This is a genomic window from Exiguobacterium sp. Leaf187, from assembly GCF_001423925.1.
Lineage (GTDB): Bacteria > Bacillota > Bacilli > Exiguobacteriales > Exiguobacteriaceae > Exiguobacterium_A > Exiguobacterium_A indicum.
The window spans coordinates 13,480-38,718 of record NZ_LMPR01000011.1 but is presented as its reverse complement, the minus strand read 5'-3'; the positions used below and the strand labels follow the sequence as shown (position 1 = coordinate 38,718).

General features: G+C 48.2%; 24 protein-coding genes and 1 riboswitch. Of the genes, 8 read left to right on the top strand and 16 right to left on the bottom strand.

Going from position 1 to position 25,239, the window contains the following annotated elements:
* Positions 1-12: 12 nt before the first annotated feature.
* The 3 genes from ASF99_RS14250 to ASF99_RS14240 form a co-directional block, all read right to left on the bottom strand.
* On the bottom strand, positions 13-897 hold the full coding sequence (locus ASF99_RS14250) for a hypothetical protein (protein ID WP_055969580.1): 885 nt from the start codon (positions 895-897) through the stop codon (positions 13-15).
* Positions 898-994: 97 nt separating this feature from the next.
* Positions 995-1,546, bottom strand: a complete 552-nt coding sequence (locus tag ASF99_RS14245; protein WP_035395634.1) for a maltose acetyltransferase domain-containing protein — start codon at positions 1,544-1,546, stop codon at positions 995-997.
* Between the two features lie 122 nt (positions 1,547-1,668).
* A complete protein-coding gene (locus ASF99_RS14240) occupies positions 1,669-2,553 on the bottom strand; it encodes an SDR family oxidoreductase (protein ID WP_055969577.1) in 885 nt (294 codons plus the stop codon).
* A 131-nt stretch (positions 2,554-2,684) separates the two neighbouring features.
* Between ASF99_RS14240 and ASF99_RS14235 the strand changes: the two genes are divergently transcribed.
* Positions 2,685-3,167 carry a VOC family protein gene (locus tag ASF99_RS14235; protein WP_055969574.1) on the top strand — a complete coding sequence of 161 codons (483 nt, stop codon included), beginning with the start codon at positions 2,685-2,687 and terminating at the stop codon, positions 3,165-3,167.
* Between the two features lie 210 nt (positions 3,168-3,377).
* On the opposite strand, the gene ASF99_RS14230 is transcribed toward ASF99_RS14235, so the two are convergent.
* A complete protein-coding gene (locus ASF99_RS14230) occupies positions 3,378-4,727 on the bottom strand; it encodes an FAD-dependent oxidoreductase (RefSeq protein WP_035395637.1) in 1,350 nt (449 codons plus the stop codon).
* 411 nt (positions 4,728-5,138) lie between these two features.
* Between ASF99_RS14230 and ASF99_RS14225 the strand changes: the two genes are divergently transcribed.
* Both ASF99_RS14225 and ASF99_RS14220 read left to right on the top strand, forming a co-directional pair.
* On the top strand, positions 5,139-5,756 hold the full coding sequence (locus ASF99_RS14225; protein WP_050678462.1) for a YitT family protein: 618 nt from the start codon (positions 5,139-5,141) through the stop codon (positions 5,754-5,756).
* Positions 5,757-5,855: 99 nt separating this feature from the next.
* Entirely contained in the window at positions 5,856-6,422 is a 567-nt protein-coding gene (locus ASF99_RS14220; RefSeq protein ID WP_023469653.1) for a GNAT family N-acetyltransferase, read from the top strand.
* 71 nt (positions 6,423-6,493) lie between these two features.
* On the opposite strand, the gene ASF99_RS14215 is transcribed toward ASF99_RS14220, so the two are convergent.
* From ASF99_RS14215 to ASF99_RS14175, 9 genes are all read right to left on the bottom strand, one after another.
* Positions 6,494-7,873: a hypothetical protein gene (locus tag ASF99_RS14215; RefSeq protein ID WP_055969571.1), complete on the bottom strand. Its 1,380-nt coding sequence runs from the start codon at positions 7,871-7,873 to the stop codon at positions 6,494-6,496.
* Positions 7,870-8,787, bottom strand: a complete 918-nt coding sequence (locus tag ASF99_RS14210) for an FTR1 family iron permease (protein WP_023469651.1) — start codon at positions 8,785-8,787, stop codon at positions 7,870-7,872. Before ASF99_RS14210 ends, ASF99_RS14215 begins: the two co-directional genes overlap by 4 nt.
* A 12-nt stretch (positions 8,788-8,799) precedes the next feature.
* On the bottom strand, positions 8,800-9,534 hold the full coding sequence (locus tag ASF99_RS14205; protein ID WP_235515952.1) for a hypothetical protein: 735 nt from the start codon (positions 9,532-9,534) through the stop codon (positions 8,800-8,802).
* Positions 9,531-10,259, bottom strand: coding sequence for a glycosyltransferase family 2 protein (locus ASF99_RS14200; RefSeq protein WP_023469649.1), 729 nt, complete (start codon positions 10,257-10,259; stop codon positions 9,531-9,533). Before ASF99_RS14200 ends, ASF99_RS14205 begins: the two co-directional genes overlap by 4 nt.
* Complete coding sequence (locus ASF99_RS14195; protein WP_035395644.1) at positions 10,256-11,692, bottom strand: alkaline phosphatase family protein; 1,437 nt, start codon at positions 11,690-11,692, stop codon at positions 10,256-10,258. The genes ASF99_RS14200 and ASF99_RS14195 overlap by 4 nt, the downstream gene beginning before the upstream one ends.
* Entirely contained in the window at positions 11,689-12,543 is an 855-nt protein-coding gene (locus ASF99_RS14190; RefSeq protein ID WP_055969568.1) for a lysylphosphatidylglycerol synthase transmembrane domain-containing protein, read from the bottom strand. Before ASF99_RS14190 ends, ASF99_RS14195 begins: the two co-directional genes overlap by 4 nt.
* A complete protein-coding gene (locus ASF99_RS14185) occupies positions 12,525-13,436 on the bottom strand; it encodes an NAD-dependent epimerase/dehydratase family protein (protein ID WP_035395647.1) in 912 nt (303 codons plus the stop codon). The genes ASF99_RS14190 and ASF99_RS14185 overlap by 19 nt, the downstream gene beginning before the upstream one ends.
* A 26-nt stretch (positions 13,437-13,462) precedes the next feature.
* Complete coding sequence (locus ASF99_RS14180; RefSeq protein ID WP_035395649.1) at positions 13,463-14,647, bottom strand: hypothetical protein; 1,185 nt, start codon at positions 14,645-14,647, stop codon at positions 13,463-13,465.
* A 156-nt stretch (positions 14,648-14,803) separates the two neighbouring features.
* Complete coding sequence (locus ASF99_RS14175; protein WP_023469644.1) at positions 14,804-15,331, bottom strand: YbjN domain-containing protein; 528 nt, start codon at positions 15,329-15,331, stop codon at positions 14,804-14,806.
* A 200-nt stretch (positions 15,332-15,531) separates the two neighbouring features.
* Between ASF99_RS14175 and ASF99_RS14170 the strand changes: the two genes are divergently transcribed.
* The 3 genes from ASF99_RS14170 (at position 15,532) to ASF99_RS14160 (ending at position 20,159) form a co-directional block, all read left to right on the top strand.
* Positions 15,532-17,985 (top strand): CoA-disulfide reductase, encoded by a 2,454-nt coding sequence (locus ASF99_RS14170; protein WP_055969565.1) that lies wholly within the window; start codon positions 15,532-15,534, stop codon positions 17,983-17,985.
* Between the two features lie 181 nt (positions 17,986-18,166).
* Positions 18,167-19,612 (top strand): alanine/glycine:cation symporter family protein, encoded by a 1,446-nt coding sequence (locus tag ASF99_RS14165; protein WP_055969563.1) that lies wholly within the window; start codon positions 18,167-18,169, stop codon positions 19,610-19,612.
* 85 nt (positions 19,613-19,697) lie between these two features.
* A complete protein-coding gene (locus ASF99_RS14160; protein ID WP_029342856.1) occupies positions 19,698-20,159 on the top strand; it encodes a hypothetical protein in 462 nt (153 codons plus the stop codon).
* A 125-nt stretch (positions 20,160-20,284) separates the two neighbouring features.
* Here the strand turns inward: ASF99_RS14160 and ASF99_RS14155 are convergent, their stop codons facing one another.
* A complete protein-coding gene (locus tag ASF99_RS14155) occupies positions 20,285-21,097 on the bottom strand; it encodes an aldo/keto reductase (protein WP_023469640.1) in 813 nt (270 codons plus the stop codon).
* Between the two features lie 158 nt (positions 21,098-21,255).
* On the opposite strand from ASF99_RS14155, the gene ASF99_RS14150 reads away from it, so the two are divergent.
* Positions 21,256-21,459, top strand: a complete 204-nt coding sequence (locus tag ASF99_RS14150; RefSeq protein WP_035395656.1) for a hypothetical protein — start codon at positions 21,256-21,258, stop codon at positions 21,457-21,459.
* Between the two features lie 41 nt (positions 21,460-21,500).
* On the opposite strand, the gene ASF99_RS14145 is transcribed toward ASF99_RS14150, so the two are convergent.
* Positions 21,501-22,811 (bottom strand): Na+/H+ antiporter NhaC family protein, encoded by a 1,311-nt coding sequence (locus ASF99_RS14145; protein ID WP_055969558.1) that lies wholly within the window; start codon positions 22,809-22,811, stop codon positions 21,501-21,503.
* Positions 22,812-22,891: 80 nt separating this feature from the next.
* Positions 22,892-22,996, bottom strand: a riboswitch (SAM riboswitch).
* A 69-nt stretch (positions 22,997-23,065) separates the two neighbouring features.
* Positions 23,066-24,079, bottom strand: coding sequence for a metal ABC transporter solute-binding protein, Zn/Mn family (locus ASF99_RS14140; RefSeq protein WP_055969556.1), 1,014 nt, complete (start codon positions 24,077-24,079; stop codon positions 23,066-23,068).
* Positions 24,080-24,249: 170 nt separating this feature from the next.
* On the opposite strand from ASF99_RS14140, the gene ASF99_RS14135 reads away from it, so the two are divergent.
* Entirely contained in the window at positions 24,250-25,239 is a 990-nt protein-coding gene (locus tag ASF99_RS14135; RefSeq protein ID WP_055969800.1) for an alpha/beta hydrolase, read from the top strand.

The window sequence follows — 25,239 nt, the reverse complement described above, 5'->3', positions numbered from 1 at the left end:
CTCCTTTAATGATCATTCATCGATTTCTTTCACTTCGTCTGACGCGTTTAACTCAAGTTTAACGGAACCACCGACTCGGATGTCATCATCTTGTTCCATGTTTGATGCACGAGAGTACGATTTTTGCGTACCATTCTGTTCGATGATGATTTCTTGATTCGTTATTTTAGCGAGCGTGCCGCGGACTTCTTGTTCCCGTGCATCGTCACCGTCTTCGTCGCGTGTAGCATTACGATTCTCGTCGTCATCTTCGCGGTCGATTTCACGGACTTGACCGTCTGCATTCAATTCGATTTTCACGATATCCCCAGATTTCGCATCGTCGCGTTCCGCACGATCCGCAATCGCGTAGACCGTCTCTTGTCCATCTTGTTCGAGTGTCAATTCACTTTGTGATAGGGCACGAAGGATGCCGTACCGTTCATTCGCATCGTCTGATGAATCATCTGAGCGATTGCCATCGTCCTCTCGGTCATTCCGATCGTCTTGATCTTCTCGCTCCAGTTCCGTGATTTGCTGATTCGCATTCAGATCGATTTTGACCCAATCGCCTTCTTGCACGGCTTCGCGTTCGACTGACGAAGCAAAGTCATACGTCTGAGTGTCACCGTTGACGTCGATCGTCATTGAACGATCCGATAGTTTTTGTAATGTGCCTTCGATTTCTTGATCGTCACGCATCGAAGCAGGAAGCTTTTGTTCGACTTGGCGCGAAGCAGCTTCGACTTTTTGCTCTGCCTGCTGTGAAGTGGTGACCGTCGAGTTGACGAGAGAGTGTCCCGGACCTGTGAAGAGTAGGAACGCACCGGCTCCTGTTAAGACTGTACCCGTTACGGCAAGTGTAGCGATTCCTTTTTTGAAACGTTTATTCCCTTTATCTGTTCGTTTTTCAGTCATGATGATGTCCTCCTTTAGTAGTGGCTGTTGTTCTTATACATAGAATAACCAGACCATGTGAAAGGAAGCTGAGGAACAGATTAGAATTTGATGAGAATTAGATTGTTTTGATGACTCGGGCTGGATTTCCACCGACGACGCTGTTTGCCGGTACATCCTTGACGACGACACTACCTGAGGCGATGACAGCATTATCTCCGATCGTCACACCGGGATTGATGACCGCGCGTCCACCGATCCAGACGTTATTCCCGATGACGACCGGTTTCCCGAATTCATAACCGCTGTTGCGCTCGACAGGATCGAGTGGATGGGTCGCAGTATAGATATGTACTCCTGGAGCAAGCATGCAGTTGTCACCAATCGTGATCGGACAAATATCGAGCAAGACACAGTCGTAGTTGGCATAAAAGCGAGCCCCTAACGTAATGTTGTAGCCATAGTCACATTTAAAGGTCGGTTCAATGTAAAAGTCGGCTTGCTCCGTCTGGAATAATTGTTGAAGAAGTGCCTTCCGTTTAGTCCCATCATGAACACTCAATTGATTGAACTCATAACAGAGCGATTGTGCCCGGATACGGTCAGCTACGAGTTCCGGATCTTGTGCTAAGTAGAGTTCCCCTTGAATCATCTTTTCTTTTTCAGTCATCTGATTCACTCCTTCATCGTTATTACTCTCATTAGACTAAATGGTGCCTCGTGATGCAACTGATATCCCGTTAAGACACATGAAAACAGGATAGCCGAAGCTATCCTGTCGAGATTCAATCCTTATGCCAATTCGATTCCGCCTGTGACACCATAGATTTGCGCCGTAACATAGCTCGCAGCGTCTGAAGCGAGGAAGACATACACATCCGACAGTTCGACCGGTTGACCACTTCGTTTCAGTGGTGTTTCCTGCCCGAACTCTGGAATGTTCTCGCTTGGCTGACCACCCGAGATTTGAAGCGGTGTCCAAATCGGACCAGGTGCGACGGAGTTGACACGGATTCCTTTTGGCGCGACTTGTTTAGCGAGTCCACGCGTGAACCCGTTGATGGCAAACTTCGTCGATGCATAATCTAAGAGGTTCGCGCTTGGGTTGTATCCTTGAACGGATGTCGTCGTAATGATCGAAGCCCCTTCTTTCAAGAGTGGCAAGGCTGCTTTGACGACCCAGAAAAGGGAGAAGACATTGATTTCGTATGTCTTACGTAATTGCTCCGTTGACAGGTCGAGAATATCTTCGACGGCTTGTTGTTTACCTGCGACAAGTGCCAAAATGTCGAGTCCACCGAGCGATTCGTGTGCTTCTTTAATGAGTTGCTGACAGAACGCTTCATCACTTAAATCACCAGGTAAGAGATATGCTTTTTGTCCCGCTGCTTCAACGAGTGCTTTGACTTCTTCCGCATCCTGTTGTTCTTCCGGTAAGTAGTTGAGCACGATGTCAGCCCCTTCACGAGCATAGGCAATGGCTGCTGCTCGGCCGATGCCGGAGTCGCCACCCGTAATCAGTGCTTTTTTGCCGATCAATTTGCCAGAGCCTTTATAACTCTCTTCGCCACAATCGGGAACAGGTTCCATTTTTGCTTGAACTGCTGGTGCGTCCTGATATTGTTTTGGGAAATCGTCATTGAAGTATTGGGTTAACGGATTTTTCGATGCAGCCATGTAAACATTCCTCCTGAAAGTTGGTTTTGGTATAGGGTGTATGTTCCCTCAACAGGTCGGATTAAACGTTTCTGATCGTAGTAAATTTGGAAATTGATGGTTTACACTAGAAAAAGAGGAGTGTGAAGAAGATGATTACTGGATTGTATGAAGCTCATTTACCGGTCAAAGAACTCGAACGATCAATTGCCTTTTATGAAAAATTGGGACTTGCATGTGCGTTCCAAAATGAACGCGTCGCTTTCTTTTGGATCGAGCACGGCAAGAGTTGGTTAGGTTTATGGAAAGCCGGTCAAGCCGAGTTACCGTATCATCCATCGATTCGACATGTGGCGTTTCGAATGGAGCAAGAAAATATCGATAAAGCACAGGACTGGTTAAAGGAGATGGGCATTATCGTCCGATCCGCCTTTGGTGTAGCGGCAGCCGATCAACCGCTCGTTCTCGATAACCATCCACATGCGCACGCGGCGATCTACTTCGAGGATCCAGATGGAAATTCACTCGAGTTGATTGCACCGTTACGCTTTGACATGGAGACGGTGAACGGCACAATGCCGTATCAGGACTGGCAGCATCTATTTGAGACTGAATCGGAGAAAAAGACGACATAACTGGGGTTTTCATTCGAAATCGCTTCCTAGGAAAAAACAAGCAGGAGCGACCCTGCAGTGAAGCGAAGCGGCGCGATGCTTGTCCCAGGAAAACGATTCGAGACGAACAAAAAAGCGCAATCCTTCTCGTTAGAGAAAAATTGCGCTTTGTCTTCAGTCTAAAACAAGCAACGGTGATCCGTTGCTTGTTTGATTTATCGTGTAATGCGCTTAGACACGAGCGGATTGACGCTCATTCATTGCTTGCAGAGCTGCTTGGTTCAGCAAGTTCCACGGTTTGTTGTAGTGCGGTTGGAAAAAGAAGTCGACGAAAGCGAGCTCTTCAAGTGTCATATCGTTTTGAATCGCGACAGACAGTGTGTTCATCGCTTGTGTCAAATCAACTTTTGAGATGATTTGTGCACCGACGACACGATGGGTTGCTGTCTCGAAGACGAGCTTCAATTGGACGTCTTCTGCTGTTGGCATGAACTCTGGGCGATACGCATCTGTGACTGTTGTGCTACTCACTTCAAGTCCGAACAAGGGTGCCGCTTCTTCTGTCAAACCAGTCGATGCGATATTCAAATCATATAAGCGAAGACCTGATGTGCCTTGTGTTCCTTGGTAGCGAATTTTTGGTGCGCGCAAGTTTTTACCGATCAATGTTCCCATCCGGACAGCATTCGTTGCGAGTGGAATATAGGCATGTGTCCGAGCTGGATTATAATAGACGGCACAGCTGTCACCAGCAGCAAAGATGTTCGGGTTGCTTGTGCGCATATAATCGTCAACGATGATGGCACCGTTCGGTAGCATGTCGACCTGTCCTTTTAAGAGTTCCGTACTTGGGCGGAAACCGACACAGAGAATGACGAGATCCGTTTCGAACGTTCCTTTGTCTGTGACGACGTGTGTCACAGCGCCGTTTTCCCCTTTGAAGCTTTGGACGGTTTGCCCGAGTTCGAGACGAATACCACGGTCTGTCAATTCACGTTCGATGACGTCAGTGAATGAGCGGTCGAGGTATTTGTTGAGAATGCGATCCGCACTATCAATGAACGTGACGTCTTTTCCGTATGCTTCAAACGCTTCGACGAGTTCAGCACCGATATACCCTGCACCAACGACTGTGATCCGTTGTGCTTCTGTCGCTTTTTCAATGATTGTTTGAGCATGGTGATAGTTTTTACAGAGCTCGATTTGATTCAACTCGATGCCAGGAAGCATCGGAATGATTGGCCATGATCCTGTCGTCATGATGAGTTTATCGTACGTATCGTAAACGACTTCACCAGTCATGAGGTTTTTCGCAACGATCGTTTGGCGTTCACTATCGATTTCAAGCACATCATGTTTCAGACGCATCTCAGCGCCGAGTTCAGCGAGTTCACTTGGTGATGAGTAGAAAAGTGATTCCGCATGTTTGACGACACCACCGACGTGAAGCGCGATTCCACAAGAGAGAAACGATACATTGTCATTCCGCTCATAAACGGTAATCTCGACGTCTTGTTGCGAAGCGAGTTCTTTGACTGCTGCTGTTCCTGCGTGTGTACATCCGATGACTGCTACTTTCATGGGTAAAGTCTCCTTTGTGTTTTGTTTGTGATAAATATCACATTCATTTGATATACTTAGTGTAATCCTTCACAAGGTCGTTTTCAAGTAGTTTGTTCAATGTTGAGCATAATCTTGTCTAAATTGTGAATGAGTGAGCAAAAGTGTTTGGATTATGTGAAGAACGCGTAAAACTGTTTTAGTTACTGAAATTCGGGTTATAATGAATGTAGATTTTTAATGAAGGGGTGGAAACCGATGGATACCGAGAGGACCAATCATCTATTCAGCTTACCTGATTTTTAGCAGTACCGGTCAAAACGAACAAGACGGTAATGGCTTATAAAAATCAGGGAGAGCGAAAATAGATGAATACCCAAACGGGACGTATAAAACCTCTCCCACGATGTAAACGGGAGAGGACAATAAAACATGAAACGAATCGCAACCATCTTAACCGGTACGCTGATCATGGCGTTCGGTTACTACACATTGAATGAACAGTTCGGATTAGCAGAAGGCGGCTTCATCGGATTATCGTTGCTCGGTCGATACTTTTTTGATATCAATCCTTCGATTTCAATGATCGTGCTCGATATTCCATTTTTCATTGGTGCCTTGTACTTCAAAGGGAAACGTTTCGTCAGTGAAGCGTTACTTTCAGCAGGTGCGTTATCAATCTTTTATGAGATGTGGCACCGACTCGATTTGTTCCACTTTCCAGAACAGGCTTGGCCAGCGACGCTCATCGCAGCAATCGCTAGTGGCATCGTGACCGGATATGGTCTCGGACTTGTTTTGAAAAGTGGAGCGGCAACAGGTGGAGACGATTTGTTATCGATGGGACTCAGCAAACTGACAGGTCTATCGATCGGGACGATCTTGTTCGGACTCGATGCCATCGTGTTAGTCATCTCACTCGTCTATCTGCCGCTCAGCTTAACGTTATATACGTTACTGGCTGTAGCGATCGCTGGACGTGTCGTTGCTGTCATGACACGGGAGCCTGTCATCGTACCGGCACCTGTCGTACAAAAAGTCACGCAGTGAAATGGATGAATGTCTAAAAAAATCATGTATCGGATTCGACATCGTCGAGTCCGATTTTTCAGGTTTATTGATTAGAAAAAACGAAAGGAGAAGGATGAGATGATTCGACAAGCACATGCTTCTGAAGCACAACAGATTGCCCCGTTGATTGAGCAAGCGATTCATGAGATCGCTGAGACACTGACGGGAACGACAAAGCGGGAGGAGGTTCTAGATCGACTCGCGTACTTCGTCGCTGAAACAGGAAACCGATTGAGTCATGAAAACATCCTCGTAAAAATCATCGAGGATGAAGTAGCGGGTATCGTCATTGCTTATGCAGGGACGGATGCGAAACGACTCGACGAACCGATCAAAGACCAACTGAAGCGCTGGACGGGTCAAGATATCCAAATCGATGTTGAGACGGAAGGACCGGTCTATTACCTGGATACTTTATCGGTTGATGCGCGTCATGGTGGAAAGGGAATTGGTACGGAACTGTTACAAGCAGCGGCGGAAGAGGGCGAGAAACGGGGACTACGAGCATTCACCTTAAACGCTGATCAAACGAATGCAGGGGCACAGCGATTGTATCGCCGTCTCGGCTTCGAACCGATTCGGACGATTGAAATCAGCGGCGGTACCTTTGATTATATGGAACGTCGTTACGATACGCAGCAATGAAAAAACCATGTCGATTTCCACTGCGTCATTCGGGAATCAACATGGTTTTTCGTATACATGCAGTCGTGCCATCAAGGTGGCGTTAGTTGATATAGCATCGCTTGCGCGTCTTCTGGTTCGTATCGGGTATCACTCGTGAAGTGGACGACCAGTTCGACTTTTGGTCGCACGCCTTGAGCGTGAAGGCGCTCGAGCAATCGACCAGTCACGTAACTCTGGTCGGATTTTGGTTCTGCATTCCATTTACTGATTGACCCGATCGGAACGATCGCGGCATCCGGTCGTTCGGACTGGAATTGGCGAGCTTCCTCGTCGGTAAAGACTGTCGCGCCGATTGGAAGAGTCGCTACGTAACGCGCTAGTTCGATCGTCGCCGGAGGACGCGTTGCTTGTTCGTTCAACGCGAGGCTACCGATCGTCAACTGAACGACTAAAAACGGCAGATACATCCGCAACGGAAGCTGACGGATCAACCAGATGAGTAGCAACAGGACAAGCGGTAAGACGTGACGGGGTTTATCGATATTTTGTCCGAGCCAGACCCAGACGAAATAGAGTCCAGCCGTCGCTCCCCAAGCGACATCGACCGTCCAACGTCTGCGTAAGAATAGTAGCAGTCCAGACACTAGTCCGATCCACGTGCCATAGCCGATCCCATGCCAGAAGAGTTGCTGAAGCGTCTGGGCAAATCGTTGAACGATGGAGGCATCATCGGTCTGAACAGAACCACCCCAATCGGAAAAATGACCGCTGACGAAGCGGAGTGATAATTGAAGAAACGAGTAGGGTCCACCGACAGAAAAAGCGACCGGTAGCAACCAAGCCAGTTGTGCGAGAACAAGAAGGGCGCACTCGGATAAGAGTTGCCAGTAATCCTTTCGTACCTGCCACAGCAGGACAAGCAACATGAAACCAAACGGCGCATAGGACAGTCGAGTCGCCATCAGTAAACCAAACAGAAGATACGGGAGCCAGCGACGAATCTGATGCCGTGCGCGTTCGATGCTCCAGCCGTACCAGACGAGTAGTCCGAGGGCGAGCCCATCCGACATCCCTGTCGCAGCGAACGTCACGAGTGAGGCAGTGGAGAGAACGGTAAAGGCAGCGATCAGCCGAGTCGTATCATACGCATGACGGCGAAAGAGCGAGTAAAGTGGCAAGAGCGCACTTGCCAGTCCTAGTGTGGAGACGAGTCCGAGCGCTTTGACAGGTATCATCAGTGGCAGAAACAGGTTGGCAAATAAGATGAAAAAGGGATAACCCGGAAAGTGCGGACGTAAATCAGCCAAATCATAATCGGTCACAGCGAGCGTAAAGTTCGCAATATCGTAGCTCGCGATGAAGGGACTGACGTAAATGATCCGTAAACCAATCCAGCCACCGATGAATAGAAGCGTGATCCAAAAAAGCGATCGTCCACGCGGACGTGAACGATCGCTTCGGACGGTCAAGAAACCTCCTGTAAGGACTTTGATGACTTCGATGGTTTGTTTTGACGGAGCAACATCCAACCGGCAAAGGCGAAGTAGCCCCACCAAGCGACGACTTGTTCGAGCGATGGGTTATGGCTGTATCCGAACATCGCGGCCATGAACGTTCCGATCTGTCCACTGATCAATGTCGAGTTTCCTGTATCACGCAAGTATTGCACCTGATCGATATAGTGCTCCGGCATGAAGCCGACGATATTGTATACAGCAGCTGGTGTGCCGTCAGCATTCATCAAGAGACTACCGAGCAAACCAAGATCTTGGAAGCGTCCAATCGTTTGGACGAGCATGCCGGCTGCGATGAATAGAATGAGTACGCCCGTTACTTGGAAGAAGCGTTTGACGGGAATCTTCATGGAACCGGAAACGAATAAGTATCCGAAGATCAAGGCGAGTAACAGACCGGAAACCGCACCGTAACTCGTCAGTACTTTTTCGATTTCCCCACCTGAGATGGCAGCGAAGAAGAAGACGGTCTCAATTCCTTCTCGAACGATGACGAGGAAGGAGTGGATGATCATCGTGATGGCACTACCCGTCGAGACGGCAGCGGCGACCTTCGCTTGGGAGGCTTTTTGATTCTCTTTCGCTTCCTTTCCCATCCAGAGGACCATGTGTGTCAAGAGCAGGACGGAGACCATCATGATGCCGAGACGGAGATACGTATCGCTTCCGAAGCTCGCAAAACTCGTAAAGACGACTTGGAACAGGAACGCGACACCAAGGCTAGCGAGAAGTGCCAACCCGACACCTGCGTAGACCCACTTTTTATATTGTGGAGCGTTCAATCGATCGAGATAACCTAAGATCAACCCAACGATGAGAACAGCCTCGAGACACTCCCGAAGCGTAATCAAAAACGCTTGAAAATCCATCTGTCTTCCTCCTTATGAGCGGCGTTTCTTCTTCCATTGACCAATGACGACGATGACGATGAGGACGATGACGAGTCCGAGCGCAATCAATTTCCAAATCGCGTCCGTTCCGAACGTTTGACCGAGGAAGGAGTCTTCTTCTGTGAAGACGCCTGTTTTTTCTTCACCCGGCAGGACGAAAAGAGGCGTCAACGTATCTTCGATCATCGTAATGTTCTTCTTGAAGGATTCTTCATCACTCGCTTTTTTCCCGACCCCAAACAGACCAGGATTTCCGAGTGCTTTTAAGGATTCATCAAATGCAGTATACACGTCATCGGATGTTTGTGCATCCTTGCTTTCCTTGACGTAAGGTGCGAGCACATCGTATGTCCCGCGGGCTTTCGCGAGTAAGAGTTTCGCTTGACCGAAGTCCTCGAACTGCTCTTCAGCAAAGTGCAGGCGACGTTCGATATTTTGGCGGAGAGCGACGCGATACGCTTGTTTGGCAGCCTCGGCATCTTCTTGTTCGAGAGCCGTGTCGATCTTCGCTTTCGCTTCAGGGAAATACAGTTTGAATTCTTTATCATAGGCGGCAAGCGTCTCTTTCGCAAGCGCGTAATCCTTGGCATCGAGTTGTTCTTCAAATTGTTTATACGCTTCCGCAAAAGCTTCCTTTCCTGGGTCTCCGTAACTATAAGCGGAAACCGTGGAAGTGCTCACGAACAGTGAGAGCAGGAGGAGCGGTAGCAAAAGAAGGCGTTTCATCCGAGATGCTCCTTTCGTTCCATGCGTTCTTCAACGCTAAGCTGTGTGATCGGTCGTCGCCATTCCCGGTAAATTGCGGGGAGGACACGTTGGACGTAATTCAGACGGATAAAAGACTTTCCTGCTTCCCGGACCCGATAACGAATCGGGACTTCGTGCAGGCGGAAGCCTTTTCGGACGAGATTGAGAGTTAAGACTTGGGCATAGTTATAATCGTGAATAATCTCAGCATGGTGACACGCTGCGCGTGAAAAAGCACGCATTCCACTTTGACCATCATGGATTTTACGTTTCAATAAAAGGCATTGCAACCACGTGAAGACATGATTCCCGATATAGCGATAGAGTCGCATCCCGTCGACGGTACCGAGAAAGCGAGAACCGAATACGTAGTCGGCCTGATTGTGTAAGATCGGTCGCACGATATCCGGGATTTGATCGGCCGGATATTCGTTATCCGCATCGATCATGACAGCAACATCCGCGTCAAGTTCGTAGGATTGCCGGAGTCCTTCCCGGACTGCAGCGCCGAGTCCTTGATTTTGTTCGAACCGATAGACATGTGCGCCGTGTTGACGCGCGATCGTACTCGTCGCATCAGTCGAACCATCATCGATGACGAGGGTCTCGACCGGAATACCGTCGATCATGTCCGGGATCCGTTTTAAGACGAGTGGGAGCGACACTTCCTCATTGTAGGCCGGTAAAAAGACGATGATTTTCATTTAGACTTCGCCTCCTTGAACGCTTCTGTCAATAGCACACCACGGCTATCGTGCGGGATGTCTGCCCCTAGGACTTTTGTGATCGTTGGTCCGAGTGACAGGATATGGCGGTGCGTATCCACTTTCAGACCGGCATGAACGTTCTTACCATACATCCAGAACGGAACGAACCGTTCGCCTTCATCCAAGTGACCGTGTCCACCGATTCCGTCCGCTTGACCGTGATCCGCCATGACGATGAGTGTCGCATCCTCGAGTTTACCAAGGCGATCGAGCTCCTCACAAAACTCGGAAAGGAGCGCATCCGCTTCCTCGATTTTTTCGACATACTCGGAATAGAGAGTGCCTCGACTGTGTCCCGTTTGATCCGTTCCGATCAACTGAATCGCGAGCAGATCCGGATCCTCTTCATGGACGATTTGTTTGGCACGTTCTACGATATTTCGATCTGCAACATCGTTATGCATGACTGCTGTGACGGTCCGCACGTCGGTTGAACCGAACGCATCGACAAGGTGTGCGATACCAAGGATTTTTCCTGACTTGTCAACGGCACGGAGGCGATCGAAGACGGTATCCGTTTTAACGCCGGTCGTATTCCAGACCATGTTCGAATGAATGCCATGATCTTCCGGGCGAGCACCGGTGAACATCGAACTGAAGCAGACGACGGTCCGGGCAGGGTAAACCGTCTCCATATTCGTATATTCCGTTCCTTCCTGACGCAATCGTTCGAGGAACGGCGTGTTTGCTGCCATGTAGCGATCTTTACGCATCCCGTCGACAATCAGGACATAGACTTTTTCTGAAGTCGGAAGATTGGCATCTACCGTCATTGCCTCGGGCAACTTCGGTTTCCAGTCGAACAGGTAGTGATGCAGGATCCATGCAAAGACGAATAGACCAATTGGGAACCAGATGAACGTCATGTCGAGTGTCGACGCGTCATTTGCCGTCCACCAGTACATGAGCAACAGAGCAACCTTAGGCAGTTGCTCCTGCGCGTTACCACTTGTCGAATCACTATTCTTCAGAACGAGTTTCCAAAAACGCGTGAAGTTTGTCCAGCGCGTTCCGATCCGGAGATGATAATAGATCGTTCCCCAGAAAAAAATCGTGAAGAAGAAATAAAGACCTGCGCCATAGGCGAACAAAGGTAAGTAATCTGCATTCGTACCCCGAAGGAACAGCCAAACGATGACCGGGATCCAAAGGTAATTTCGTAAAAATAACGGAAAATCATAACGCCAAAGCAAGATGAACAAAGGAAGCGTCACGATGAAACCAAGACCAGCTTCTGCGAGTGGCATCTGCGTCCATAAGGCGTACGTCAAGAAGACGCCGATCGTAAAAATGGGTGTGAAGGGTTTTCCTTCATTGAGTAAGTTCCAGGCGCGTGCTGCGACTTTTTCAAAGCGAGAAGCGCTTTTCATCGTCTTCCTCCTTTCCAATCAGTGTATTTGAGCTGACGAATCAACAACCGAAGCGTAGCCGGATACCGAATGAGAACGTACAGCGGAATGAGAAAAGCAAAGGCATATTTAAAGAAGTGCGTCATCAAGGCAACGTCGTACGCATGGGCAACACCGGCTTGCCGTAACACCGTACCCATCGCGAGTTCATACGTACCGAGACCACCCGGCGTGAACTGAATCACACCGGACAGGACACCGGCACTCATCGCAATCAATGTCGTCGGGAAGGACACATCGATACCTGCTCCGTGCAAGAGGAGGAAGACGGCGAGTGCCTCGACTGCCCAAGCGAGCGTTCCGAACAGAACGAGCGATGGGAGATGCGGGACATGTCGGCGTAACACGAGCAATAACGCGGTCGCAAGGAGCGCGACGAGCAAGACGATTGGGTGAAACAACCAACCGATCAGAATGAAGGTACACAGAACGATCAAGTCAATACTTCGTTGTAAGACGAAGATCGCGCTCGTCTGTTTCCATGGACTTCCGACGGCTCTCGCCGTCACGAGTCGGATCATCTCTCCCAGTTTGACCGGTGAGAGATGATTGATCGTCAGTCCGAGATACAGGCTCGACAGGTATACAGCAGTCGGTGCACGTTTGGCATCAGCGCGGCGCCAGGCGACCGCGCGTAAATAAAAGGCGATCGCATACGTCAAGGTTGCAAGGATCGTCCAGGGACTCTTGAATAAAGCTTCAATGTACCGATACGAGACCGGTAACTCCAGGAAAAAACGGAGCAGTAAAAAGATGACAAGCCCGGTAAGCGTCAGATACAGAAACGTTCGAATCAGCGGTTTTGATGCCACGCGATCACCTGCTCCAGTCCAACATCGATCTCGATTGACGGTTGGTAACCGAAGGCTTCTTTTGCAGCCGTCGTATCACTCCATGTCATCGTCACGTCCCCACGTCGTGCAGTTTGAGTTTGCACGGGCACATCAAACCGTTGACCGATCCGTTCAGCTAGAGTGCGGACGGAGACCGGCTGATTCGCGCCGAGGTTATACGTCCCTACTGCACGAGCCAGCAACGCCTGTTCCATTCCGCGGGTGATGTCATCGATATACGTGAAGTCACGGATCGGATCACCGAAGACGGTGAGTGCCTCTCCGCGTAATGCCTGTTCGATGAATCGAAACAGCGCCATATCAGGACGACCCGAAGGACCATAGACCGTAAAGAAGCGAAACAGCGTCACGTTTACATCATATAAATGAGCATAAGCATGACAAAAGCTTTCGGCACTATACTTGGCTGCCGCATAAGGACTGGCGACGTGTCCCGTTGCCTGATCTTCTTTCAGCGGACCAGTCTGTTCCCCGTAAACGGAAGAAGAAGACGCGAAAAAGACATGCGGCATGCCATGTCTTTTTGCGGCTTCTAACAAGGTCACCGTCATATCGATGTCCTCACGAATATAGTGATGCGGTTCCTCGAGCGAACGCGGAACACCTGGAAGAGCTGCGAGATGAAAGACGGCGTCGAACGATGTCTCCATCCAGGCGTCGAGATCGTGATGAACGTCACCGATCGTAACGGTAACACCGGCACGTCTTAATGCAGCTGCTCGTTCTTCTTTTAACTGAACATCATAGTAGTCCGTGAAAGCATCAAGTACATGGACGGTATGGTGCTGCTGGAGCCGGAGGGCGAGGGCGGCGCCAATGAAGCCGGCACCTCCTGTGATTCCGATATTCATCTTATCCCTCCGTTTCCATTTCCTTCTTAGTTAAGTGGTTCGAGTGCGTCTGTGATTCGTTCACCTGTCGTTTCAGCCTTGACGTCGCCTTTTTCGACGAGTGCGAACCATTCGTTTGCATCTTTTGCGACTTGCGCTGCTTTGTCCTTGCCGAGACGATTCTCAAGCGTCGGTTTCATCGCAACGACGAACATGTTCGCTTCCATTGCTTCTGCACGTGCTGTATCGACGTCTTTCTTCTCGATCGCTTCTTGTGCCTCTTCATGATACCCGTCGACTTTTTCAGTCAACGCTTTTGCGAACAATCCTTCGATTTCTTTGTAAGAAACGTCAGCTGGCTTTGTTTTTGAGAAATCATAGCGCTCTTTCAGTGTTTTGACAGCCTCTTCGTCTCCGCCCGCTAATGATTCTTCGATCGCGAGGAGGAAGCCATATCCTTCTGCTTGTTCCATTTGTAATTCTTTTTCGTCCGTACCGGCTTTGACGCCATCCTCGATTTTTTGTGCATAACCGAGTGCAGCTAAATAGAAGGAACGATAAATCGATTTATCCGTCACTTGTTTCGCAACATTGAAGTCACCGATTTCTTTCGCGTCGATGGCTTCTTGCTGAGCTGCAAGACCTGATGTGATCGCTTGAGCGATGGCGTCTTCGTTTTTGAAGCCGTAGCTCGCGTCCCGTTTTTCAGCTGTCGGAATGAAGACGGTCTTCGCCATCGCTTCCACGTCCTTGAGTGCTTCCGTTGCAGCTTCCGGTTTACCAGCTACGAGTGCTTCTTCAGCTTTTGCTTGTGTTGCTTTTTGTAATTTATAGAAATACGATTGTAGACCTTTATCCACGAGTTGACGCGCGATGTTCTCATCGAGATCCTTCGCTTCCACACCTGCTAAAGCAGACTGGATGACTTGTTCGATTTCTGGTGCTGTCGTCTCGACACCACCTTTTAGTTTCGATTCATAACTTGTCGTGACCATCTTCCAATCGATCGCTTGTCCTTCTTTTGCTTTGTCGAGTTCTGTTTTGATTGAGCTGAAGATCGTCAATTCATCTGTCAGTGTCGTTGCAGCGATCCCCGCATCTGCTGATTTAGTTTCGGTCGACTGTTCCGTTTTCTCTTTTTTCGGTGCAGTCGTATCCGTTTCATTCGAACCGCAGGCAGCTAAGATACCGGCTACCATGAAGATTGAAGCTACTTTTAAACGTTTTTTCATAATCGTGATTCCCCCAGAAGAATTAATAAGACGTTTTCCGTCATGTAGTCGTTTTCACAAATCTAACTATAGCGAGAATAATTCTCATTGTCAATTGAACTTTAAAGAAAAAAACGGCTTCGGAGCAGGGCTCCAAAGCCGTTTTAAAATGAGAAATTAGAACTGTTCGTACAGTTTTGTCAAATACGTGTAGACTTCGTCTGATGCTTGGAACATCATGACAGAATGTCCGAAGATCGCAGCTGGGTTGAAGCCATGATCAAGATCGATCGTTGATGCGATCGTGACATCACGGTCGCTGTCGAGAACGACGCGGAAGTATTTGAACTCTTGGTTGAAGTCATTGATGGCGTTCAGAATCGGGAGATCCTCGACACCGTCTGGTACGTGTGTCACCGTACGAGCGAATAATTCGACATCTGTCGTCGTCTTACTGAAGACGATCATCATCATCGGTTCTGCTCCTGCAGGTGTTTTTTCTTGTGTCATGAAGAAGACGTGTGTCTCATTCTCACGTGCTTCCATTGGAATGCCTTTTTCAACGAGGAAAGCTTGGAATGCTTCCAAGTGTTGTTGCTGTTGTGGCGCGATTCCTTGTTCGTTTGTTTCGGGTTGACGATCTTGGTGAATCGGTGTCACTTTATTGTTCTCGTTTGATTCGTTCGAGTTACGTTCCTGGTCCATTTCAAAATCCCCCTTTATATACTATAAATTCAGTTTCAAGCATTTCAGAAGGAATTGCAACTAATGTCCGTTAAGATAGGAAGAAAATACAAAAGAGTAGAGATATGTCATGTTTGTGAATCTGAGAGCAACTGACTTGAAAATACATACCTGACAGGGTATATTAAGTGGCAGATAGAAAATCAAGGAGGAATCATCAGATGAAAACGATCATCGTAGGCGGCGTCGCTGGTGGCGCTACGGCTACAGCGCGACTGCGCCGGATTGACGAAACGGCAGAAATCATTTTGCTTGAACGAGGAAAAGAGATTTCGTTCGCGAACTGTGGACTGCCTTACTATATCGGAGATGTCATCAAAGATCGCAATAAATTACTCGTCCAAACGCCAGAAGGCATGCATGCACGGTTTAATTTAGATGTCCGCAATTTGTCGGAAGCGATTCGGATCAACCGTGAAGCGAAGACGGTCACGATCCGCAACGTCGAAACGGGTGAAGAATACGATGAATCGTACGATCATCTGATTCTTTCTCCAGGTGCAAAACCGATCCGTCCGAACATTCCAGGACTCGATGACGCAACGAACGTCTTTACGTTACGGAACATCCCAGATACGGACCGGATGCGGGAATACGTTGATACAAATCGTCCTGATAAAGCACTTGTCATCGGCGGTGGATTCATCGGTCTTGAAATGGCAGAAAATCTCGCAGAACGTGGGGCGCACGTCACCCTCGTTGAGATGGCGGATCAAGTCATGGCTCCGGTCGACCCGGAAATGGCAGCCATCGTTCATGAACATCTTCGTGCAAAAGGCATCGAGTTGATTCTAGAAGATGGCGTCGCTCGTTTTGAAGAGGCAGGTCGCCGCGTCGTCCTGACAAGCGGACGCGTGATCGAAACAGAGATGAATATCTTATCAATTGGTGTCGCACCGGAGAGCACGCTCGCAGCAGATGCTGGTTTAACACTTGGCATCAAACAGACGATTCAAGTCGACGATCAACTGCGGACATCTGATCCATCGATCTTTGCGATTGGTGACGCGATTGAAGTCAAAGACTATATCACGAAGGAAGCGACACATGTTCCACTCGCGTGGCCGGCAAACCGTCAAGGACGCCTCGTTGCTGACATCATCGCCGGACGCGACGTCCGGTATAGCGGCACACTCGGAACAGCGGTAGCAAAAGTCTTTGATTTGACGGTCGCTTCGACCGGTAACAATGAAAAACGGTTGCGTCAACTTGGTCTTCGTTATGAAGCCGTGCATCTCCACCCGGGATCGCATGCGGGATACTACCCAGGGGCGAGTCCGATTTCGATGAAGTTACTATTTGATCCAATCGAAGGAACGATCTACGGAGCGCAGGCAATCGGCATGACAGGTGTCGAGAAACGGATCGATGTTCTCGCGACAGCGATCAAAGGTGGATTGACAGTGCTTGATCTACCAGATCTTGAACTATCATATGCACCGCCGTATAGTTCAGCGAAAGATCCGGTCAACATGGCAGGGTATATCGCGTCGAACATCGTGCTTGGTGACAGTGCGAACGTTCATTGGCACGAAATTGACGCGATCGTCGCCAATGGCGGCTTATTACTCGATGTCCGTGAACCATCGGAAAACGAGTTAGGCGCGATTCCGGGATCGGTCAATATCTCGTTACCGACGTTACGTGAGAAGTTGACTGATCTGCCGAAGGATCAAACGATCTATGTGACATGCCAAGTCGGATTACGTGGATATGTTGCGAGTCAACTGTTGCAACAATACGGTTATGATGTGAAAAACTTAAGCGGCGGCTACAAAACATGGTCGGTCGTGCATCGTGATCAAGAAGCACGAAGCCAAGCGAAGGAGGAGACAGCTGTGACGGTAACGAAACGTGAGCCAACAACGAAGACTGCACCAGAACAAGTGGCGCTGCTCGATACGTGCGGCTTACAGTGCCCAGGTCCAATCTTAGAGCTGAAAACAAAAATCGATCAGATGACGGACGGCGAGCAAATTTTCGTCAAGGCGTCAGACCCAGGATTCTTGCCAGACGTTCAAGCATGGGCGAAAAAACTAGGTCACACAGTCCATTCAGCGGAGATGAATCAAGGTGTCGTCGAGGTCATGCTTGAAAAAGGGCAAGGAGAGACAACAGTTCCAGCACCGGTTCAAGTCAATCCGGCAGATGATGCGACGATGGTCGTCTTCAGTGGTGACCTCGATAAAGCACTTGCGTCCTTCGTCATTGCGCAAGGTGCACAGGCAATGGGGAAACAAGTGACGATGTTCTTTACGTTCTGGGGCTTGAACATCATTCGAAAACCAGACGCACCGGCAGTCGAGAAAGCCGGCATTGAACGGATGATGGGCATGATGATGCCGAAGCATGCCGGGGAGTTACCGCTCTCAAACATGAACATGGCAGGCGCCGGTCAAAAAATGATGAAAAAAGTCATGAAGGATAAACAAGTCGATGCACTCGAGACGATGATGGCAAAAGCACAAGCTGCTGGTGTCCGAATGATCGCCTGCACAATGTCGATGGATATCATGGGCATTAAGAAAGAGGAATTACTGGATGATATCGATTATGGTGGCGTCGCGAGTTACCTTGGTGCAACGGACGGTGCCAATCTGAATCTGTTCATCTAATCTAAAAACTGTTTATGTGAAAGTGTCAAACCTGACATCTGATGTGAGGTTTGACACTTTTTTTGCGTCCTAAGGTATAGATGAGTTTGATTTTTCAAAAAAAATTGCGTATGATAAATCACATGTGAAAAAAACTTACATACAAATAGAGAGAAAAGATGGATGGAAGTGAGGAGATTTGATGGAAAAGGAATTAATGACGTTAGTGAATAGAGTCAGTGATTTGTTATGGACAAATGTATTGATCACGTTACTCGTCGTGTTAGGCATTTATTTTACATTTCGGATGCGATTCGTTCAATTCCGGATGATTCCGGAGATGATTCGCTTATTGTTCCAAGGGACAGATGATGGAAAAGACGGTGTCTCCCCGTTTCAAGCATTCGCGATCAGTACGGCAGCACGTGTCGGTACCGGAAACATCGCGGGTGTAGCGGCTGCAATCGCACTCGGCGGTCCGGGAGCAGTCTTTTGGATGTGGTTAATTGCCTTGATTGGATCGGCGTCAGCATTCGTCGAAAGTACGCTTGCTCAGATTTACAAGGTACGTGACGGAAAAGAATGGCGTGGTGGTCCAGCATATTACATGGAAAAAGCACTTGGACAACGGTGGTTAGGAATCGTCTTTAGTGTTCTGATCACGATCTCATTTGGCTTTGTCTTCAACTCTGTCCAATCGAATACGATCTCGCTTTCTCTACAAAGTCAATATGGCGTGGATAAGATATGGATTACGGTCGGATTGGTCGTCTTGACGGCACTGATCATTTTTGGTGGTGTCCGCAGTATTGCGACAGTCGCTTCATTCATGGTTCCGATCATGGCAGGTGGTTATATCTTAATCGCCCTCTATATCATGGTGACGAATCTTGAAGTATTACCAAGTGTCTTTAAATTGATTTTCCAAGAAGGATTATTCGAGTTTAAGACATTAGCAGGGGGAGCAATCGGGGCGGCCGTTCTGAATGGTATTCGTCGCGGTTTGTTCTCGAACGAAGCCGGTATGGGTTCAGCACCTAACGCAGCGGCAACAGCGGAAGTCTCTCACCCGGTCAAACAAGGCTTGATTCAATCATTCGCGGTCTTCGTCGATACATTGATGGTCTGCTCGGCGACAGCGATGATCGTTCTCGTCAGTGGAGTTCCGACAAAAGATGCGAATGGAGATGCCTTAGCTGGTATTGATTTAGCACAGGGCGCACTTGCATCACAAGTTGGATCATTTGCGACAGGATTCATGGCACTCGCCATCTTCCTATTTGCGTTTAGTTCCGTCGTCGGAAACTACTACTACGGTGAATCGAACATCAACTTCATCCGTGAAAATAAACAAGTCATGATGGCATACCGCGTACTCGTCCTCGTCATGATCGTCTTCGGTTCACTTGTCGAGTCGGCTAGTCTCGTGTGGGCGTTAGCGGACATCTTCATGGGACTCATGGCGATCGTCAATCTGTATGCGATTTTCCGTCTTGCAAAGATAGCGAAGCTTGCCCTAGATGATTACATGACACAACGAAAAGCAGGGAAAGAGCCGCGATTCTATGCGGACTCGATTCCGAACTTGCCGGGGAAAGATACGCTTGAAGCATGGCAGGAATCAAAAGAAGATGAAAAAGCGATCTAAGGAAAGGGAGTCAGAGAAATCTGGCTCTTTTTTTGTATAGAACGAATTTAAAAAGGGAATACAGAGTACAGAAGGGAGGGGGAGAATGGAAAACGTACATTTCGTCCGCGTCACGGATGCGGTCTGGGAGTCGTTCGGAAACGATCCCCACATCATCATGGACTGGATTTTATTCATTCATGAGACACAACCCGATCATGAACAATTATTCGCTCTCGAACAGACGAACGCCATCTATCATTTGATGAATCAAATCGATATCTACATTGATCAAGACACACATTACAACCTGGGACGAGCGATCGTTGGCGAAGAGTTGATCGTCAACGAAGAAAAAGCGGCGATTGTCGGTATTCTTCCCTTGCCACTCCTCATCATATCGGCTGAGGTGATGCGGAATTTCGATCAACGGGCACTCGCTTCGATTCATGATGAAGCTGGAACACCGGGCGAATTCGAGGATATCTGGGAACAGTTTGCTGATTTACGTGCCTATTTTCAAAAAGCAGAAGAAGCGGAAGATACGATTTTAATTTATTATGTCTGAACAGCTTCAAGCATAAAAAAAGAGACTCGCTTCCAAGTCGTAGACTGGAAACGGGTCTCTCGTCGTTCAGATGAAGCAAGACGTCTTCACATGGAAGCCGTTCTTTTTTTACGATAACCTTTAGATTAAAAATCGATTTCGTCCGGATCTGGTCCGAGGCGGACATCCGTTGCGATACGATCAATTTTCTCAAGATCATCAGCATCGAGTTGGAAATCAAAGACGTCGAAGTTTTCCGCAATGCGTGCTGGAGTGACGGATTTCGGAAGAGCGACGATGCCGTTGTCGAGGTGCCAACGTAAGACGACTTGTGAAGGTGTCTTGCCGTGCTTCTCTGCGATTTCCTTGAAATCATTGATTTCGAGGAATTTCCCTTGCATGAGTGGGCTCCATGCTTCGACTTGGATATTGTGATCTTGCAAGTATTCGTGTAGTTCGTGTTGCGGCAATTGTGGATGCAATTCGACTTGGTTGATCATTGGAGCCATCAATCCCTCTTCTGCCAATGTATCGAGGTGATGTTCCTTGAAGTTCGAGACACCGATCGCTTTGATCTTGCCTTCTTCGTACAATTCAACCATTGCTTTCCACGCTTCGATATAGCCTTCGACCGGCCAGTGGATGAGATAGAGGTCAAGATAATCTGTTTCGAGACGTTCGAGCGATTCTGCGAATGCTTCCTTCGTCCGACCGGCACGAATATCATCGTTCCAGACTTTTGACGTTAAGAAGAGATCCTCACGTTTCACGCCGCTTTCCTTGATTCCTTTTGCGACACCGCGCTCGTTTTTGTAGACAGCAGCTGTATCGATGTGACGATAGCCGACACGTAGTGCTTCAGCGACAGCAGCAGGTGCTTCTGTCTCTTCATCTACTTGCCAGACACCGAATCCGATTTGGGGAATCGTAATACCGTTTGAAAGTTTTGCGTATTGCATGTGTTACTCCTCCTCATAAAACGTAGTTTAGATTTGCTCGTTTAGTTTAGCATGAACGAACGAAGACGTCCGTTTCTATGCTCATGGAGAAATAGGATATGATATAAAATAGAAGCGTAATAAAATCTGAATGCCTGTCCGAAAAAGGAGGATAACAGATGGCTCAAAAGAATAAAAAGCTATCAAAGGGAGCTTGGCTTAGTATTGGTGCCTTGCTGGTCACACAAGCAGTGAGTCTGTTTTTCAGTGCACGAAAGTCAGGACGTAATCCATGGGTGTGGGGAGGTGCTGGACTCCTTCAGTTTCCACTTCCGGCAATCGCCTATTTGATCTTAGAAAGACAAGCAAAGCAGAAAAAATAACAAAACAGGTCTGATCATAGCGATCGGACCTGTTTTTATGATTAGGAAGAAATTTTTTCTTGCTTCGCAGCTGTCTTCTTCATGCGTGGCAATCCGAAGAAGATGGCGATTGATCCACAAACGAAGAGGAGGAACGGATAGAACAGATACGGAATCAGTTCAGGAGAAGCCGTCTTCGTCAATTCTGCTGCAATCAATAGTTGTGCCCCATACGGAATGATGCCTTGAATACCACAAGAGAAGATATCAAGGATACTCGCTGATTTCTTGCGATCGATTTCATACGTATCGGCGATTTCAGCTGCCAGTGGTCCAGCGACAAGAATCGAGATCGTATTGTTCGCCGTTGCGAGGTTCGTCGCACTAACGAGTGCCGCCATACTGAATTCGGCACCGCGACGCTGTGAAATCTTGCGCGTCAGCGTCTCTTTCAAGTAAGCAATTCCACCGTTGAACGTAATCAAACTGACGAGACCACCCATGAGGAGCGTCAAGATTGAAATCTCTGCCATGCCCATCATTCCTTTTGACATCGAAAGGACGAACCCACTTAAACCGAAGCTATTGTCAATCATACCGATGATGCCAGTGAGCAATGTACCACCGACGAGAACGAGGATGACATTAACACCAAATAGTGCAAGGACGATGACGGCGAGATATGGAATCAATTTGTAGAACTCGAATGCTTTAGCCGTTACCGCATCGCCAGAACCAGAAACGAATGCGAGTAAGATGACCGTCAAGATGGCAGCCGGGAGAACGATCATGAAGTTCGTTCGGAACTTATCACGCATGTTCGTTTTTTGCGTTCGAACGGCAGCGATCGTCGTATCTGAGATGAACGACAAGTTATCGCCGAACATCGAACCCCCAACGACTGATGCTGCTGCGATCGCGACGTTGATGCCTGTTGCTTCATGAATACCGAAAGCGATCGGCGCGAGCGCGGCAATCGTTCCGGTAGATGTCCCCATCGCCATCGAGATGAAGGCAGCGATGACGAACAGACCGCTCATCAGGAGTGACGGAGGTAGGAACGTCAAAGCAGCATTGACGGTCGCATCGATGGCACCGATTGCTTCTGCCGTTCCAGAAAACGTACCGGCTAATAAGAAGATGAAGACCATGATCATGATATCGGGATTTCCGGCACCGGTTGCGATTCGTTCGACCGTTTGATTGATGGATCCTTTCGTTGTGATTGCAGCAAAGATTAAAGCAATCAATGCGGCGATAAGGATCGGAAATTTGTAAAAGTCGTCATAGAAGATCCCGGCTCCGATGAAGAGGACCAGGAATACGACGAGGGGAAGCAGTGCCCATTTGTTAGGCGTGATCGTTTCATTCATTGTTGACACCTCGTTTCTCAAAGGTACAAAAAAAGACCCCTTCGCAAGAAAGAAGGAGGTCTTTATGAAAAAAGACGCTCTTCTTATCTCTCAAGCTTTCGCTTGCTGGATTTGGCACAGTACGAATCAAATCGTCCGCTGCCGAAACATCATTGGGCCAGTCCCTCCGTTTCTCGCGATAAAAAGAAGTCATTCAATTGTTGTAAAACACGTTTCTTACCGTACCGCATTGAGTAACGCGTGTCAACTGTACTTTACTGAAGTGCTTGTTTTAATGTTTGGACGTTTTCTTCCATCAACTTGAAGTACGAGCTGTTTTGTTGCGCTTTCGTGACCGACTCTAGATTATGAATCGTCACGGATTCAGCTCCGATTTCTTTTTGGATGACACGTGCGACCTTCGGTGAGACCGTCTCTTCGAACGCGACGTATTTCAAATCATGCATCCGTGCTTCTTTCACTAAAGTGGCCAGTTGCTTTTGTGACGGTTCATCGGAAGGAGAAATTCCCGCGATCGGCAGTTGTGTGAAACCATATCGTTCTGCGAGGTAACCATAAGCGGCATGCGTAACGAGAAGTTCTTTTTTTGATCCATCAGCGACGGCTTGTTTAAATTGTTCGTCCAATTCATCAGCTTGCTGATCGAACGCTTTTAAGTTTTTCTCGAATGTTGCTTTGTCTTTTGGTACTTCTTTTGATAAAGCAGTTGTAATCGAGTGTGCCATTGCTTTTGCGTTGACAGGGTCGAGCCAGACGTGTGGATCGTATTTTCCGTGGTCATGACCCTCTTCTTCATGCGCATGTTCGTCCGTTGCGTGATCATCGTGCCCTTCTTCTTCGTGAGCATGTTCGTCTTCTGTATGCCCCTCTTCTTCATGTGCATGAAGCGTAGCATCCGATTCTAGCAAGTTGACGTCTTTACTCGTCTCAATGAAGCGGACGTCCGTGCCTTTTAAGCTCTCTTGGATTTTTTTCGAATACGGCTCGAGCGTCGTGCCCGTTAAGAGGAACAAGTCACCCTTAGCAATTTCAGTGAGTTGTTTTGACGTCGGCTCGTAAGAGTGAGGATCTGCTCCAGGTGGGACGATCATCTTGACGTCGACTTGATCACCACCGATTTCGCGGGCAATAGCAGCTGTTGCGAACGTCGATGCATAGACTTCTGTCTGGGTTTTATCTGAAGTCGATGAATCGGTATTCGAACCGCAAGCGGCGAGGACACTTGCACTCGCGAAGGCGATTGTTAAAGCAGGAATAATTTTTTTCATTATATGATACCTCCATTATTAAAACGTAACAATTCCGATTTGGACTTTCTCACTATAGCGGAACGCTGGTGAAGCGTCAAGTAGGAATACCGAGACGTTCGACATCTTTTAAAACGGGGTAAAAGGATAATAAAGTGAAGAAACTGGCACGTCTTTTTGGAGGTGATCAAGTGAAACGTGAAACTGCATGGCTAATGGGGGGAGCTGCATTATTGACGACGGCAGCAGCGGGAGCGAGTATCTGGAACAATTATGGTGCACTACTTCGATGGACCGAACCCGCCTTGCCACTCACAGAAAAACAACTTGCACCGCGGACGCTCACCTACAAACAGGTGGGAGACCGCATCTTACAACTCGATCTCTATTATCCACCAGGAGAAGGACCGTTTCCAGTTGCCATCTATGCACACGGTGGTGCATTCGTTCGTGGAGAGCGCGATGACATGTTCTGCTTTAGTCCAATCGTTGATCGACTACTTGAACTCGGAGTTGCCGTCTGTAGTATTGAGTATCGTTTGTTCGAAGAGGGCAGTTATTTTCCGGATAACCTCGAAGATGTACGGGATGCGTTATGTTTTTTGAATAAGGAAGCAGAGGGTCTTCGCATTCTAAGAGGACGGATGATGGTATGGGGAGATTCAGCCGGAGCCGCACTCATGCTGACGACGGCACTTGCCCCATCTGCTTTCGTTGGTGAGCGCGATGAGCGGCACATGCCATTGATCAGTGGTGTGATCGCTTTATATCCACCGACGAACTTTTTGCTGTTTAATTTCATTCAGACTTGGATTGCCCATATTAAGTTCTACAAGGGGGGACGAGAAGAATGGCGCAAGCTGATGACGCACGTCTCACCCGTCACACATTTATCGTCGGATGCTCCGCCAATCATGCTCTTGCACGGTAAAAAAGATCCGATTGTTCCGTTTTCTCAAGCCTTGCATTTCGTTGAGAAGGGAGCGGATGTCGGAGCCGATGTTCGTTTGTTTTCCTTTCCGAATGGTACGCACTCACTTGCTAGTTTCGCTCAGACGGAAAATCCGTTAAAGATCGAACGATTGCTTGAACGAATTGAACATTTCACCTGTCAGGTACTACTGTTGCCACCTCGACAACTTCCGAATGGAAAACATGATACAATCAGTCATATTTCTTAA